This window comes from Dellaglioa sp. CoH-55-MRSF-6, assembly GCF_056782215.1.
Genome location: NZ_JBXAYJ010000005.1, coordinates 1 through 14979, shown reverse-complemented (window position 1 = coordinate 14979; position 14979 = coordinate 1). Strand labels below are relative to the sequence as shown.

The window sequence follows — 14979 nt, the reverse complement described above, 5'->3', positions numbered from 1 at the left end:
TATGGCAGATAAAATTGAATTAACTAAAAAAGATCGATTGGCTGTAGCATGGCGTTCAACGTTTATTCAAGGTTCATGGAACTACGAACGTATGCAAAATGGTGGTTGGACATTCTCAATGATTCCAGCAATTAAAAAATTATACAAAACTAAAGAAGAACGTACGTCAGCAATGAAACGACACATGGAATTCTTTAACACTCATCCTTATCTTGCTTCACCAATCCTTGGTGTTACATTAGCACTTGAAGAAGAACGTGCTAATGGTGCCCCTATTGATGATGTTGCAATTCAAGGTGTTAAAGTTGGTATGATGGGTCCTTTGGCTGGTGTCGGTGATCCCGTATTCTGGTTTACTGTTCGTCCAATGTTAGGTGCTTTAGGTGCTTCATTGGCTATGGGTGGTAACATTATGGGACCAATCATTTTCTTCGTAGCTTGGAATATCATCCGTATGGGATTCATGTGGTATACACAAGAATTCGGTTATAGAGCTGGTTCTAAGATTTCTGAAGATATGTCAGGTGGCTTATTACAAGATGTTACTAAAGGTGCTTCGGTACTGGGAATGTTCGTTTTAGCCGCATTAGTAGAACGTTGGGTTTCAATCAAATTTACGCCAGTTATTTCAACAGTTAAGTTGGATAAAGGTGCTTATATTGATTTTGATAAACTCCAAGGTGGAAAAGGCATGCAAACAGCTATGCAACAAGCTAGCGACGGTTTAGCTCTTTCACCAAATAAAGTAACAACATTACAAAATAACTTGGATCAATTAATTCCAGGTTTAGCAGCATTATTATTAACATTCTTCTGTATGTGGTTACTTAAGAAAAAAGTTTCACCAATTCTTATCATTCTAGGTTTATTCATAGTTGGTATCGGTGGACACGTACTTGGAATTTTATAAAATTTCAAAAAAACTCAGGAATTTTCCTGGGTTTTTTTATATGGTTCAATGCAATTAATTAAGGTATAATAAGATAACGTCAAAAAACATTGGAGTCGAAATACTATGGTCCAGTCAATTAATACAAAGGTAGACTTAACAATCGATGCAACTGCTTTCACAGGTTTAACTGATTATGGTAAAATCATGATTGGCGATAAAGGGTTTGAATTTTATAATGACCGTGATGCACGCAAGTTTATCCAAATTCCATGGGATGAAGTTGATCAAGTTATCGCGTCTGTGATGTTTAAAGGACGATGGATTCCGAGATATGCAATTAAAACGAAGAAGAATGGGACATTTACTTTTGCGTCTAAAAAACCAAAAATGGTGTTACGTGCAATGCGTAACTATGTTGATCCAGCTCATATGGTTCAATCACTTGGAATGGGCGATGTTTTAAAACGATCAGTTAAATCAATTTTTAATAAAAAAAGTAAAAATAAGTAATCAAAAAAACATTCTCATTGAGAATGTTTTTTTAGTAGATTAAAATATTTAAACGAAATTCTTCAAAACCATTATCAATTTGAAGTTCGTCGTCTTCGAACGTTAATTTCTTATAAGGACCGCCTGTCAAATAAGTGGCAATTTTATAATGTGGTAGGCCTGCCATAATATTATGGACCTGTAATGTATCCTCTTTTGGTAGGTAGCCGAGTTTTCGCATCACAGCTTGATCATCTTCAAAATAAAGTGCAATACGACTATTTTCATTGAATGATACAACATCTTCCTTTAAAGATAATTTATCAAATGACAAATCGACGGGATATTTCCAAACTTCAAGTTCTTCGTAATCAATAAGAAGGAGTAACTGAATGTTAGATTCTAAATCCTCATCGCGCCACCCTTTATTAATATTTTCATTTTTAGTTATTGTTTGTAAGACAACCTTAAAGTTTTGATTATAAAGTGATAAGTCATCAATTTCGGCATCAAGGTACCAAGGATGATTATTTTTAATTTCAAAATAGGGACTAATTGGGTATTTTTTTGAGTCAGACATTTGATTCACCTCTTTCGAACAATTGCTTTAAGTATATCCTATAATGGGTTGAAATGCAGGTCCTTTCGATTTCTAGTAGTCAGTCTTTATCTATGGTAAGATTGTGTCCCATTTAAGATAAGGCAATCATGTTCCTTAACGAAATTAATAAACCCGACTGATAATCGTTCCCAATTAGCTTATACTTAAATGATTGGAAATGGAGTGAATCATTTGATGAATAGTCGTGCATTAAAAGTAGGAATGGCTTTATCAACGAAATTAAATATTTTAAGAGCAGGGGTATTAGGTGCTAATGATGGCATCATCTCAGTTGCAGGCGTTATTCTGGGGATGGCCGGTGCTAGTCAAGGTAAGTACTATCTTGTCTTAGCTGGACTTGCTGGTATGTTTGCGGGAGCGTTCTCAATGGCTGGTGGTGAATACGTCTCAGTTTCTGCACAAAGGGATACACAAAAATCGATTATCCATTCAGCTGCAAAAAAGTTAAAAGAAAATCGTGAATTTGAAATTGAACGATTAATTAATATCTACCAAGCAAAGGGATTCTCGCGGATGGTCGCAACGGATGTGGTCAATGAACTAATGTCTCAAAATGAACTAGAAAATTACTGTAAAGAAGTTAACAATATTGATGTCGGTGAGTACTTAAATCCGTGGCACGCAGCGATGTCCTCAATGACATCCTTTGTAGTTGGCTCGCTAGTTCCATTATTATTAATAGCGATACTCCCAACTGAGTTTATGATTCCACTGACGGTTATTGGCGTTGCTTTAGCTTTACTTTTAACAGGGGCAGTAAGCGGGATATTAGGGCGTAATAATATTAGACATGCCATGGTAAGAAATGTTTTTGTTGGATTAGTAACAATGGCTGTAACTTATTATATTGGCGGTTTATTTGGTTAAAAACCTACCCTTTTTTTAAAAAAGAGGTATGCTTATCTAAAGGAGGTGTTGTTGATGTTTCCGGAAAGATTAAAAGCATTGCGCAGAGGTAGTGGATTAACGCTAACTCAATTAGCTGTTGGATTAAATCAGTCTCAAAAATCGAATCATAACTTGAATTCTGGCCCGCAGATTGGTAGTTGGGAGCGTGGTATTAATACACCCTCATATCTTGAAGTCAGAAAGTTGGCCGAATTCTTTCATGTTTCAATTGATTTTTTAGTTGGTCAAACTAACGATGAATTGATTGATCTTGAAGATTTATTCGCACGGACGGCAACACTTTTATACCGCGATAAAATTTTATCAGGTAGTGATCGTTATGAAGTTATTCAAATGATTCAAGGATATTTAATGGGTAAATACCAGCCATATAATCTGGAAGAAAATGATGATTTAGCGTTACCACTTGAAGATGAAAACAACTAAATAAAAGCGCTATTTTAGAATTTGTTTTTACAATTAGACGTGATATAATTTAGGTGGCTTTTCAAATCAAATGAAGTTGATGAGTGTCTTCGGAAACGATATCAACTGGGACGATTTGAGAGTCATAAATAAAACGTGTCACATAGACACAAGGAGGATTTTATTCATGGAACAAGGTACAGTAAAATGGTTTAACGCAGATAAAGGTTTTGGTTTCATTACTCGCGAAGATGGTAGTGATGTATTCGTACATTTCTCAGCTATTCAAGGTGACGGTTTTAAAACATTAGACGAAGGTCAAAAAGTAACTTTTGACGTTGAAGATAGTGACCGTGGACCACAAGCAGTAAACGTAAACAAAGACTAATTTAAAATCTAAACAACTTGCCATTTAGGTGAGTTGTTTTTTTATGCAAAAAAGTAGGCCGTCAATCCCCGATTGACGGCCTACTTTTAACTATTCACGAGTTGTATTAATTTTTGTATCGGCTGTTAAAGTATTTCCAGTTTTAGCTGGAACCAAGCCAAGTGTGGAACGTAATTTATCAGTGATACGTTGTTTTTCAGTTTCGCTGGCAATTTCAAAAGCTTCTCCATTGACCATTGTTCCTGTACCTTGTAGATAATCTGAATGTGAATGATGTGTTGCCTTACGATAATTGGTACCTAAGACGGTAAGATCATTGAATGTTAAATCAGTTTTCATTTGAGATGACATTGTATTTAAAAATTTATCGTCTAATAAATTTTGAAGTTGTGTACTTTTTAAAGCCACTGCCATAATAATCTGACGTTGGCGTTTTTGTCGACCGTAATCGCCAAGAGGATCATCATATCTCATGCGGGCATACGAAAGGGCTTGTTTACCGTTGACATGAGTTTTAACGCCTTTTTTGAAGCTGGCACCATTATAAGAAAAAGATAGTGGTGGATTAACGTCAACACCGTCAACAGCATCAACTAGTGATTCTAAACCGCCCATGTTGATTGTTGCGTAGAAATCAATGGGTACATTGAAATATTTTTCAACAGTTTTAACGGCAGTTGCAGCACCACCATAAGCATAGGCAGCGTTTATCTTACTTGGAAAATCTGATTCATGGTCTGAAACCGCAACTTCAGTATCACGCGGTAAACTGATTAAGGTCATTGATTCTGTTTTAGGGTTAAGTGTGGCAACGATTAAAGTATCCGTTCGGCCACCAGTTTTAGCACGACCCAAGGCACCATCATCAGAACCTAAAAGTAAAATCGAAATAGGATGGTCCTTTTCCAAAACCGCTGCGACATTTCTAGTTTTAGCAATTTTAGTAGAAGTATAGATTTTATCAGCTGCATTTTTAGCGTTTGAGTATTTATGGTAGGCATAAACGCCACCGCAGATAGCAGCGATTATTATAATGATTAACCAAATTAAGCGACGACGTTTCTTGTTTTGCTTTTTATTTTTTCTTTCGCGTTTTGGTAAAGGCAGGTGATTAGTTGTTTCTTGGTGTAGTAGTTGTTCTTTATGATAGTTTTCTCGACGACTTGACATTGAAATGTTCCCCTTTATTAATTAATGTTCGCCAATAAAAAAGCCAGCAATTAAAATGACTAAAACGATGACGGTAATTTTAACGTACAGATAATCTTTTTCTTTGTAGAAAGCATAAATTGAAATAACGACACGAAGAATTGGTGTTAGTATTAAGCAAAATAGCCCAAGCATCATAATTGCGTAAGGTTTAAGTGCGACAATTCCAGAAATGATAGCAGAAAATGAAGTTGGAAATGTATTACCTTGATAGCCTGTTGAACCTGTAACTAAGGATAGGATAAGACCAATAATCATAATTATCGCAGAAATGAAAACGCCAATTCTTAGTATTTGACCAATCATTAATTCAATTTTTGCCATTTCGGCTGATGTGTTATTTTTTTCATTCATCATTAGATAGATACCCCGAATCCTTTTAGAATCATCTGAATGCTGACATACAATAGTACAGGTACAAAAATGAGGCGAATTATTTTTGCGGGTAGGTATTGCATTGCACGCGAACCAATTGATGAACCAACTAAAATTCCTAGCGCTAATGGAACCGCAATATCAGGTCTAATTGAACCATTGAAAAAGTAGACGGTCGCACTTGCGGCAGCGGTGACACCCATCATTAAGTTACTTGTTGAACTTGATGGTTTCAACGGCATTTTCATTGCAGTATCCATTGCCATAACTTTGAAAATACCAGATCCGATTCCTAGTAGTCCACTAGCAACTCCAGCACCAAGCATAATCGCCATCCCACCTGGAACATTTTCGACTTGATAATCAACTTGTTTTTTTAGTTGTTTATCATAGTACGAACTATTCAGTTTAAATTTGGTAGATAAATAATCAGGTTCAGCTGATTTTAAAACTTCTTCACCTACAAAAATTTTTTTAAGCATGTTGTAGACAGAAAGTAGCAAAAAAGCACCGAATAAAATGAAGAGAAAGGATGTATTAAAGACTCCTGTTAAGAGTGCTCCACAAATCGCACCAATTGTCGTTGCGATTTCTAAAAACATGGCGACCCTCAAATTTAAAACGTCATCTTTTAGAAATGCAATTGTAGCACCAGAACTCGTTGCGATAACGGCAATGATACTAGCACCAATAGCGTATTTAATATCTAATCCCATCATTAAAGTTAAGACCGGGGTGACAATGATGCCGCCACCTAATCCTAAGATAGATCCTAGAGCACCTGCCACAAGACCAGCGGCAAGCATAAGTAGTAGCGTATTCATTATTTATTTTCAACTCTTTTCTAAATTTATAAAGATATCCTATTTTACCATAAACTTACATAAAATTGAGCATTTGCTTGATTTCTGTATGAATTCTTAAAGATTTTGGTAACTAACTTTAAACAAATTAAAAAATATGATAAATTATGTGGATAAAATAGACTGTAATTAAGAGGTTAGAGTAATGATTAATAAGAATAAACTTTATGGAGTAGTCATAATAGGCAGTGGACTATTCGCAATATTGACGTTATTAATAGTAACAAAAAATAATTTTATTCATGGTATAGATAATAATATCATTGCAGTTGTTAGGTTTCATCCTACAGCGCAACTAGACCAAGTGATGCAGATAATCAGTTGGCTAAGTAGTCCGATGATGATAGGGTTGTATTCAGTCATTTTGATGATTATTTTATATAAATTACGACGAGGTGTACTCGCTATTTGGACAGGGATGACCATAATGACTGGAGCACTGTTAATTAAGCTCATTAAAAGTAGCGTCCAGAGACCTCGACCAGTGGGGCATGGATCAATTACTGGATTCAGTTTCCCCAGTGGACATACGTTCGGGGTGGCATTATTTTGTCTAACGATAATGAGTATTATGCTGGTAGAATTTAAGTATAGTAAACAATTTTTGATTAACTGCTTATTAGCGATATGGATCATGATGATTATGATTTCAAGAGTATATCTACAAGCTCACTTTCCGACGGATACGGTAGGCGCTGTTCTTTTAACAGTCACTTGGATAGCCATTGCACGCGTTATATATCTAAAAATTCTGAATAAATTTAAAATTGAGGGCTAAAAAATGAATCAATATGAAACGAAACGGCTTGTGGTACGTCCGTTATGCTCATCAGACATAAATGACATATATGAATATGCTTGTGATGAAACGGTTGGTCAAATGGCTGGCTTTTTACCCGTGAATTCATTGGCTGAAGCTAGTTTGTTCGTTGCGACGCTACAAAAACAAAGTATATTTGCGATTGAGTGTAAAGGAAATCAAAAAGTAGTCGGTAATATCGGTTTATATGAAGTAGTTGATGAGAATCAAGAACCTAGTTTGGTAGTTAAAGAGGTTGGCTATGCACTAAATCCTATTTTTAAGAATCAAGGGATAATGACTGAAGCAGTTCAAGGACTTTTAACAATGGCTCAGGCGTTAGATTTAGAACGTGTAATTGGCGTGACAACTATTGAAAATAAAGCATCTATCAAAGTGTTAAAAAAATCCAATTTTAAATTTGTTGAAAAAAGAGCGGTTTCATCCCTTTTTCAACCTGCTGCTCTAATTAATGAAATTGTTTATGCGGTTGATTTAAAATAATCAATACCAATTGTCAACGACATATGTTATCCTTTATTCGTATATATAGAACTATTTGAAAATTAATCAACCGGGGGTAGCTGACTATGCAATTAACAAAAGGATTTGAACAAGCAGCGTGTATTATTTCTTTATTGGCAACGCAGGATAAGGGTGTGCCAATTTCATCGCAAGTAATCAACGCTCGTCTTGGTGGTTCACAAACTTATCTTCGTAAAATTATGCGTAAGTTAGTCGTTGCGGGACTTGTGAAATCTGTTTCAGGTAATAATGGCGGTTTTACGTTAGCAAGGGATGCTAAGGATATCAATTTATTAGAAATTGTGGAGGCTTCGGAAGGAAAGATTGAAACCTATCCAAACTTCGGTTTCTTTGATCGTGTATTTCGTGAATTTAAACAAGATACAGAAAAAGCAACCGTCGTCGTTAATAGTGTTTTTGCTGAAGCGGATAAACGTTGGGCTAATTATTTAGAGTCACAAACGGTTTATCAACTAATTGCAGCAACGTTTGACGAAACTGAAATTCCTTTAATTAATTGGAATGAAGAAGATATCAGTGGTCAACGTAAATTAATCATTCAAAAAATTGTCGAAAATGTAACCGGAAATCATAAATAACGAAACCATTATTAACCATAACTGGGTTAATAATGGTTTTTTATTTAGGCTTACATTTGGTAAGTTTAAACCATAGTCATTTATTTGTGAAAATGCTATCATGGATACTACTAAAACAAATTCGGAGGAAATCTAATGACAGATAATAAATATTACGGCGCAGATGCCATTGTTGATAGTTTAATAAATCATGATGTGAAATATGTATTTGGTATTCCTGGTGCAAAAATTGATCGTGTTTTTGAAAAATTGGAACATCCGACGAATTCTAAATCGCCAGAATTAATTATTACGCGCCATGAACAAAATGCAGCATTTATGGCTGCTGGGATTGGTCGTATTACAGGTAAACCGGGGGTTGTTTTAACGACTTCCGGACCTGGTGCAAGTAATTTGGCAACAGGCGTTGTGACGGCTACGGCAGAAGGTGATCCTGTTCTTGCTATTTCTGGTCAAGTGAAACGTTCAGATTTAACGAGACTAACGCATCAAAGTATGAATAACACGGCATTATTTGAACCAATCACTAAATATAGTGCAGAGGTTCAAGAACCTGAGAATATTTCAGAAGTGATTGCTAATGCTTACCAAGAAGCTGAGGCTGCAAAGCAAGGGGCAAGTTTCGTTAGTATTCCCCAAGATGTAACAGATTCAGAAGTGAAAACAAAAGTTATCCAGCCTTTAATGGCACCTAAATTAGGTCCCGCTAGCCCGGTAGAAAGTACACTTTTAGCACAAGAAATTAAAGCAGCAAAATTACCTGTTTTACTTGTGGGAATGCGGGCATCTTCACCAGAAGTAACAAAAGCTATTCGTAATTTAGTTGAAGCAACGAATCTACCTGTTGTGGAAACATTTCAAGCCGCTGGTGTGATATCGCGTGAATTAGTCGGTGATTTCTTTGGTCGTGTGGGCTTATTCAGAAATCAACCAGGGGATCAATTACTTAAAAAGAGCGATTTAGTTATTACAATTGGCTATGATCCTATTGAATATGAACCACGTAACTGGAATGCAGAAGGAACAGCTAATATTGTTGTTGTTGACGATATGCGTTCAGAGATTGATCATAATTTCCAACCAAAGAAAGAGTTAGTGGGCGACATCGCGCAAACACTTGAATTTTTATTACCCTATATGAAAGGCTATCAAATGGCATCTGAATCTCGTGAGTATTTAGATGGCTTACAAGAAAAATTACAGGCTAGGGATGAAGCGCCAGTTGTGACAAGTGACACATTAACCAGTCATCCATTAAGCATTATCCAAGAATTACAAAAACGTGTTTCAGATGAAATGACGGTAGCAGTTGATGTCGGTAGTTTCTACATTTGGATCGCGCGACATTTTAGAAGTTATGAACCACGTCATTTATTATTTAGTAATGGGATGCAAACATTAGGAGTTGCGTTACCTTGGGCAATTTCAGCGGCCTTAGTTCGACCTAATACACAAATCGTCTCAATTTCTGGAGATGGTGGATTCTTGTTTTCAGCCCAAGATTTGGAAACAGCGGTTCGTTTGAATCTGAATATTGTTCATATTATTTGGAATGATGGACACTACGATATGGTTAAATTCCAAGAAGAAATGAAATATGGTCAATCTGCCGGTGTGAATTTTGGCGCAGTGGATTTTGTGAAATATGCGGAAAGTTTTGGTGCAAAAGGCTTACGCGTTGAAAAAGCACAAGATTTAGCTAAAACATTAGATGAAGCATTTGCAACTAATGGTCCTGTTATTGTTGATATACCAGTTGATTATAAAGATAATCAAGAATTAGGACAATCAATTTTAATGGATCAATTATATTAAAATAATTTTCAAGAGAGGTCAACGACATGCAAGATATAAAAAAGGTTTATCAACATGGTACCTTAGCAACATTAATTGAAGGCTTGTACGAAGGCACATTGAGTGTTGGAGAATTATTGAAACATGGTGATTACGGAATTGGAACTGTTGGTGATTTAGATGGCGAAATGATTGTGATTGACGGAAAGGCTTTCCAGATTACTGCAAAAGGTCAAATTAATCAAGTTAGCGATGACGTTCTTGTTCCATTTGCGACAGTCCATTTTAATCAAGCAGACGCATCTATTCAATTTGAAAATGTGGCAGGAAATGTTTTAGAAGAGCAATTACTTGAATTATATCCTTACCAAAATTTATTTTTTAGTGTTCTTATTAAAGGAACATTTAGTAAAATGAGTACACGATCTGTTGCTAAACAAAGTAAACCGTATCCAGAATTAACTGCGGTAACTGCCAAACAATCGGAATTTGAAGAAGAAGATATTGATGGAACAGCTATTGGCTATTTCACACCTGAGTTATTTCAAGGAATTGGTGCAGCGGGATTCCATATTCATTTTTTATCTGATGAAAATAAAATGGGTGGACATATTTTAGATTATCATTTAAAAAATGGGGTTGTGAGTTTACAGCCATTTAGTTCGATTGAACAACACTTTCCAATCGAAAATGAAGCTTTTTTAAAAAATGAAACAGATATTGAAAAGTTGCATGATGAAATTAATATAGCTGAAAATTAGGATACAGCTTGCAAAATATCAGTGAATTGATTATAGTAAGAATTATCGAAAGAAGAGGATGCAGTTTTCATAAGTATGTTTAATGAAGCAATTAAGTGCTGAAGAAGTTAAACTGAAAGGGTGAACTGCCGAAGTGGATGCTAACTTAGATTTAGTGACTGCTGGGGTCTGATTTAATAAGTCAGAAACTGTCGTGATTATATAGTAATCACGGGGCGCTTATAACGATTTGACTGAGTCTATTAATCTGAGTCTTTTTGTATAACGCGTAATAGTGTTGTACAAAAGGTCTCTTTTTCTTTTCTCAATTTTAAAAATCACGAGTGCTCCTCTATATATAGGGGGGATTTCATATGGCAGAACAAGAAGGTATGCACCGAGAGTTAAAAACAAGACACTTATCAATGATTGCCTTGGGTGGAAGTATTGGAACAGGCTTATTCGTTGCGAGTGGGTCAGCAATTTCGAAGGCAGGGCCAGGTGGTGCGTTACTAGCTTACATTGGCATTGGAATTATGGTTTACTTTTTAATGACTAGTTTAGGTGAAATGGCAACGTATTTACCAGTTTCAGGGTCGTTTGCGGTTTATTCAACGCGATTTGTTGATCCTGCGATGGGTTTTGCAATGGGTTGGAATTACTGGTTTAACTGGGCAATTACATTGGCTGTTGATATTAGTACAGCTGCCTTGGTTATGCAATTTTGGTTGCCAGATGTACCAGGATGGATTTTTAGTACAATCTCGTTAGTTATTATTTTTTCAATTAATGCGTTGTCAGTTAAATCATTTGGTGAAACAGAATATTGGTTATCAATTATTAAAGTGGTGACTGTCATTGTCTTCTTAATCGTTGGTGTATTGACTATATTTGGTATTCTAGGTGGCCATGCAACGGGACTTGAAAACTTTACAATGAAGAAAGCTCCATTTGTTGGTGGTGTTCCAATGATTCTAAGTGTATTCGTCGTCGCTGGTTTCTCTTTCCAAGGAACTGAATTAATCGGTATTACGGCGGGAGAATCAGAAACGCCTGAAAAGAGTATTCCAAAAGCAATTAAACAAGTGTTTTGGCGGATTCTACTATTCTATATTTTCGCTATTTTTATCATTGCAGCAATTATTCCGTATACAAGTCCAGATTTACTCGGCTCAAGCGCATCAGATATTTCAATTAGTCCATTTACATTGGTCTTTCAAAGAGCTGGGTTAGCCTCTGCAGCAAGTGTTATGAATGCAGTTATCTTAACATCTGTACTTTCAGCTGCAAATTCAGGAATGTATGCATCAACTCGAATGCTTCATTCACTTGCGGAACAGGGTTACGCTCCTAAAAAGTTTAAACAAACGAATAGTCGTGGTATTCCAATGGCAGCACTAGTGGGAACAACATTTATCGGATTACTCACATTTTTAGCAAGTGTTTTTGGAGCAAAAGTGTATGTCTTTTTACTGAGTGCTAGTGGGTTAACTGGATTCATCGCTTGGCTAGGAATTGCAATCTCACATTACAGATTTAGAAAAGCGTTCAAAGCGCAAGGACATGAAGTGTCAGAATTAAAGTACTCTGCAAAATGGTTCCCAGTGGGCCCTATTTTAGCGCTTGTTCTTTGTATTTTAGTTATTCTTGGACAAGATATTCAATCATTTAAAAATTTTGATTGGGAAGCAATCTCGGTTAGTTATATGAGCATTCCGTTATTTGTTATCTTGTACACATATTATAAAATACGCTATAAAACAAAATTAATTCCATTAAAAGATGTAGATTTATCAAAGAAATGAGGCACATTTTGACTAGAAGAAAATGGATGATGATGGTAGTAATGATGTGTGCACTATTAATAGGTGCATGCGGTAAGAAAGCGAATACGACACCTAGCCATAAAACGGTAAAAGTCACACAAAAAAGTGAGCTACCTAAAGGTGTAAAGGCAAATGATTGGAATTTAATATTAGTTAATTCAGAGCATAAACTCAAGCAAGAACTGGATTTTAAACAGAAAATAGATGGAAATGTTATTGTAAATTCAAAAATTGAGAGTGCTTTGAATGATTTTGTATCAGCAGCAAATAAGGCCGGGTATAAGGCGTCACTGGTATCTGGTTATCGATCAATTAGCTACCAAAAAGAGGTCTATGCAGACTCAATTAAAAGCTATGAAAATTCGGGAAAGTCAGTTGCTCAGGCTAAACAATTAACAAAAGAGTATGTGGCAGAACCAGGATCAAGCGAACATCACACCGGACTAGCAGTCGATATGATGTCATCAAATTGGTATGCCAAACATAATGATTTAGATAATAGTAGTGAAACAGATAAGGGTCAAAAATGGTTAATCAACCATGCGGTAAATTATGGATTTATATTGAGATTCCCGAAAGATAAAGAAAAATCGACTAAAATTGATTATGAAACATGGCATTTCCGCTATGTTGGTAAAAGTAACGCGAAATATATAGTTAAGCATCATCTTTCGTTAGAAGAGTATATCGATTTGCTTAATAAAGCGGGTAAGAATTAAACTTGCAATTTAATAAAACAACGCTTATTATTAAAGTAATAAATAAACACGGAAAACGTTATAAGTAGGCATTTAAGAGACGTAATGGTGGTGGAAATTACGAAGCTGAAAATCCGGCGTGAATAAGTGGGTGGGTAATGCCACACGGGAGACCGTTATCTATTTGAGTGTGACAAATGATTATTTGTCGAACTTGGGTGGTACCGCGAAAATGAGCCTTTCGTCCCAATTAGTGGATGAGTGGGCTTTTTTTATACAAAAAAAGGAGGAACAGAATATGTTAGATATTAAAATGATTCGTCAAAATGTCGATGAAGTTAAGGAACAATTGGGTAATCGTGGGGTAAAACCAGAGATTATTGATGAAATGGTTGAAAAGGATCGTAAACGTAGGGATATTATTGTTCAAACCGAAACTTTAAAAAAGAAAAGAAACGATGTATCGCAAGCTATTGCACAATTAAAACGAAATAAAGAAAATGCAGATGCTCAAATCGAAGAAATGAAAAAAGTCGGAGATGAAATTAAAGCATTTGATGAAGAATTAAAGGTTTTAGATGCAGACGTAACAGATATGGCATCGCGACTACCAAATATGCCAAATAAAACGATTCCAGTAGGTCCTGATGAAGATTCAAACATTGAATTAAGAAAAGTAGGTACACCAAGAACTTTTGATTTTGAGCCGAAAGCACATTGGGAAATCGGTGAAAATTTAGATATTTTAGATTTTGAACGTGGCGCTAAAGTGTCGGGCAGTCGATTCCTATACTATAAAGGATGGGGAGCTCGTTTAGAACGTGCTTTATACAATTTTATGCTTGATCAACATGCAATTGATGGTTATACAGAGATTATTCCTCCATATATTGTTAATGATGAGTCAATGTACGGAACTGGTCAATTTCCGAAGTTTAAGGAAGACGTTTTTCAAATCGCAAATGAAAATTTAACGTTAATTCCAACAGCAGAAGTACCATTAACTAATTACTACAGGGATGAAGTTATTCCGGAAGAAAAATTACCAGTATATTTCACAGCTCTCTCACCCTCATTCAGATCTGAAGCAGGAAGCGCTGGAAGAGATACACGTGGATTGATTAGATTGCATCAATTTAATAAAGTTGAAATGGTGAAATATACTAAACCAGAAGATTCATATGCAGAACTAGAAAAAATGACAAGTGATGCAGGCAGAATTATGGAAAAACTTGGGTTACCATATCATGTGATAACATTGTCAACGGGAGATATGGGATTCTCAGCAGCAATGACACATGATTTAGAGGTTTGGTTACCTGCACAAAATATGTATCGTGAAATTTCAAGTTGTTCTAATACTGAAGCATTTCAGGCTCGTAGGGCTCATATCCAATATAGGGATGATGATGGAAAATTACAGTTTGTACACACGTTGAATGGTTCAGGATTGGCAGTTGGTCGTACGCTAGCAGCAGTTCTTGAAAATTATCAGAATGAAGACGGGTCGGTAACTATTCCGGAAGTTCTTCAACCATACATGGGTGGATTAGACATTATTAAATAGCTTTTATCAAAAAAGCGACTTAAACTTATCAATTCGATGAGGTTAAGTCGCTTTTTTGATAAAGTAATAATTAATAAATCAAATTTATCTGTAATGAAGTATTGACAGGGTGTATACCAGATGGTATATTAATAAAGCTGATTGATACGGCAAGAAGAAATGAATATTTATTCAAAAAAATTCTTGACAAATCATGACGTGGTTGATATGATATAAAAGTTGTCAAAAGCAACCAAGTAGATCTTTGAAAACTGAACAAATTTTCGACAAATCAAATGT

Annotated in this window: 17 protein-coding genes and 1 riboswitch; of the genes, 13 read left to right on the top strand and 4 right to left on the bottom strand. The window is 35.7% G+C overall.

All coding sequences use genetic code 11. The features are described 5' to 3' along the window. Position 1: 1 nt before the first annotated feature. Positions 2-910: a PTS system mannose/fructose/sorbose family transporter subunit IID gene (locus AC1RPK_RS05975; protein WP_481761738.1), complete on the top strand. Its 909-nt coding sequence runs from the start codon at positions 2-4 to the stop codon at positions 908-910. A gap of 105 nt (positions 911-1015) precedes the next feature. Next, positions 1016-1402: a DUF956 family protein gene (locus AC1RPK_RS05970; protein WP_409021995.1), complete on the top strand. Its 387-nt coding sequence runs from the start codon at positions 1016-1018 to the stop codon at positions 1400-1402. A 31-nt stretch (positions 1403-1433) separates the two neighbouring features. Here the strand turns inward: AC1RPK_RS05970 and AC1RPK_RS05965 are convergent, their stop codons facing one another. Next, complete coding sequence (locus tag AC1RPK_RS05965; RefSeq protein WP_481761737.1) at positions 1434-1961, bottom strand: hypothetical protein; 528 nt, start codon at positions 1959-1961, stop codon at positions 1434-1436. A gap of 189 nt (positions 1962-2150) precedes the next feature. Between AC1RPK_RS05965 and AC1RPK_RS05960 the strand changes: the two genes are divergently transcribed. The 3 genes from AC1RPK_RS05960 (at position 2151) to AC1RPK_RS05950 (ending at position 3705) form a co-directional block, all read left to right on the top strand. After that, the gene (locus AC1RPK_RS05960; protein WP_481762651.1) at positions 2151-2870 is read left to right on the top strand and encodes a VIT1/CCC1 transporter family protein; all 720 of its coding nucleotides are present in this window, start codon (positions 2151-2153) and stop codon (positions 2868-2870) included. Positions 2871-2924: 54 nt separating this feature from the next. Next, on the top strand, positions 2925-3338 hold the full coding sequence (locus AC1RPK_RS05955) for a helix-turn-helix domain-containing protein (protein WP_481761735.1): 414 nt from the start codon (positions 2925-2927) through the stop codon (positions 3336-3338). Between the two features lie 166 nt (positions 3339-3504). Continuing rightward, positions 3505-3705 carry a cold-shock protein gene (locus AC1RPK_RS05950; protein WP_112251328.1) on the top strand — a complete coding sequence of 67 codons (201 nt, stop codon included), beginning with the start codon at positions 3505-3507 and terminating at the stop codon, positions 3703-3705. A gap of 90 nt (positions 3706-3795) precedes the next feature. On the opposite strand, the gene AC1RPK_RS05945 is transcribed toward AC1RPK_RS05950, so the two are convergent. Genes AC1RPK_RS05945 through AC1RPK_RS05935 form a run of 3 tightly spaced genes read right to left on the bottom strand, consistent with a single transcriptional unit; the run spans position 3796 to position 6113 of the window. Beyond that, positions 3796-4875 (bottom strand): LCP family glycopolymer transferase, encoded by a 1080-nt coding sequence (locus AC1RPK_RS05945; RefSeq protein ID WP_481761734.1) that lies wholly within the window; start codon positions 4873-4875, stop codon positions 3796-3798. A 21-nt stretch (positions 4876-4896) separates the two neighbouring features. Further along, positions 4897-5271, bottom strand: coding sequence for a DUF1634 domain-containing protein (locus AC1RPK_RS05940; protein WP_481761733.1), 375 nt, complete (start codon positions 5269-5271; stop codon positions 4897-4899). Next, positions 5271-6113: a sulfite exporter TauE/SafE family protein gene (locus AC1RPK_RS05935; RefSeq protein WP_481761732.1), complete on the bottom strand. Its 843-nt coding sequence runs from the start codon at positions 6111-6113 to the stop codon at positions 5271-5273. Before AC1RPK_RS05935 ends, AC1RPK_RS05940 begins: the two co-directional genes overlap by 1 nt. Before the next feature lie 184 nt (positions 6114-6297). Here AC1RPK_RS05935 and AC1RPK_RS05930 point away from each other — a divergent pair, with 184 nt between their 5' ends. The 8 genes from AC1RPK_RS05930 (at position 6298) to serS (ending at position 14700) form a co-directional block, all read left to right on the top strand. Continuing rightward, positions 6298-6930: a phosphatase PAP2 family protein gene (locus AC1RPK_RS05930; RefSeq protein ID WP_481761731.1), complete on the top strand. Its 633-nt coding sequence runs from the start codon at positions 6298-6300 to the stop codon at positions 6928-6930. A 3-nt stretch (positions 6931-6933) separates the two neighbouring features. After that, entirely contained in the window at positions 6934-7455 is a 522-nt protein-coding gene (locus AC1RPK_RS05925; protein WP_481761730.1) for a GNAT family N-acetyltransferase, read from the top strand. 86 nt (positions 7456-7541) lie between these two features. After that, positions 7542-8075 (top strand): Rrf2 family transcriptional regulator, encoded by a 534-nt coding sequence (locus AC1RPK_RS05920; RefSeq protein WP_481761729.1) that lies wholly within the window; start codon positions 7542-7544, stop codon positions 8073-8075. A 135-nt stretch (positions 8076-8210) separates the two neighbouring features. Then, the gene (gene alsS, locus AC1RPK_RS05915; RefSeq protein ID WP_481761728.1) at positions 8211-9890 is read left to right on the top strand and encodes an acetolactate synthase AlsS; all 1680 of its coding nucleotides are present in this window, start codon (positions 8211-8213) and stop codon (positions 9888-9890) included. 26 nt (positions 9891-9916) lie between these two features. Further along, positions 9917-10630: an acetolactate decarboxylase gene (gene budA / locus AC1RPK_RS05910; RefSeq protein WP_481761727.1), complete on the top strand. Its 714-nt coding sequence runs from the start codon at positions 9917-9919 to the stop codon at positions 10628-10630. A gap of 44 nt (positions 10631-10674) precedes the next feature. Next, positions 10675-10859: riboswitch (Lysine riboswitch) on the top strand. Between the two features lie 124 nt (positions 10860-10983). Beyond that, positions 10984-12414 (top strand): amino acid permease, encoded by a 1431-nt coding sequence (locus AC1RPK_RS05905; RefSeq protein ID WP_481761726.1) that lies wholly within the window; start codon positions 10984-10986, stop codon positions 12412-12414. Positions 12415-12440: 26 nt separating this feature from the next. Beyond that, positions 12441-13154 carry a M15 family metallopeptidase gene (locus AC1RPK_RS05900; RefSeq protein WP_481764174.1) on the top strand — a complete coding sequence of 238 codons (714 nt, stop codon included), beginning with the start codon at positions 12441-12443 and terminating at the stop codon, positions 13152-13154. Positions 13155-13431: 277 nt separating this feature from the next. Then, positions 13432-14700, top strand: a complete 1269-nt coding sequence (gene serS, locus AC1RPK_RS05895) for a serine--tRNA ligase (protein ID WP_481761724.1) — start codon at positions 13432-13434, stop codon at positions 14698-14700. Positions 14701-14979 lie beyond the last annotated feature (279 nt).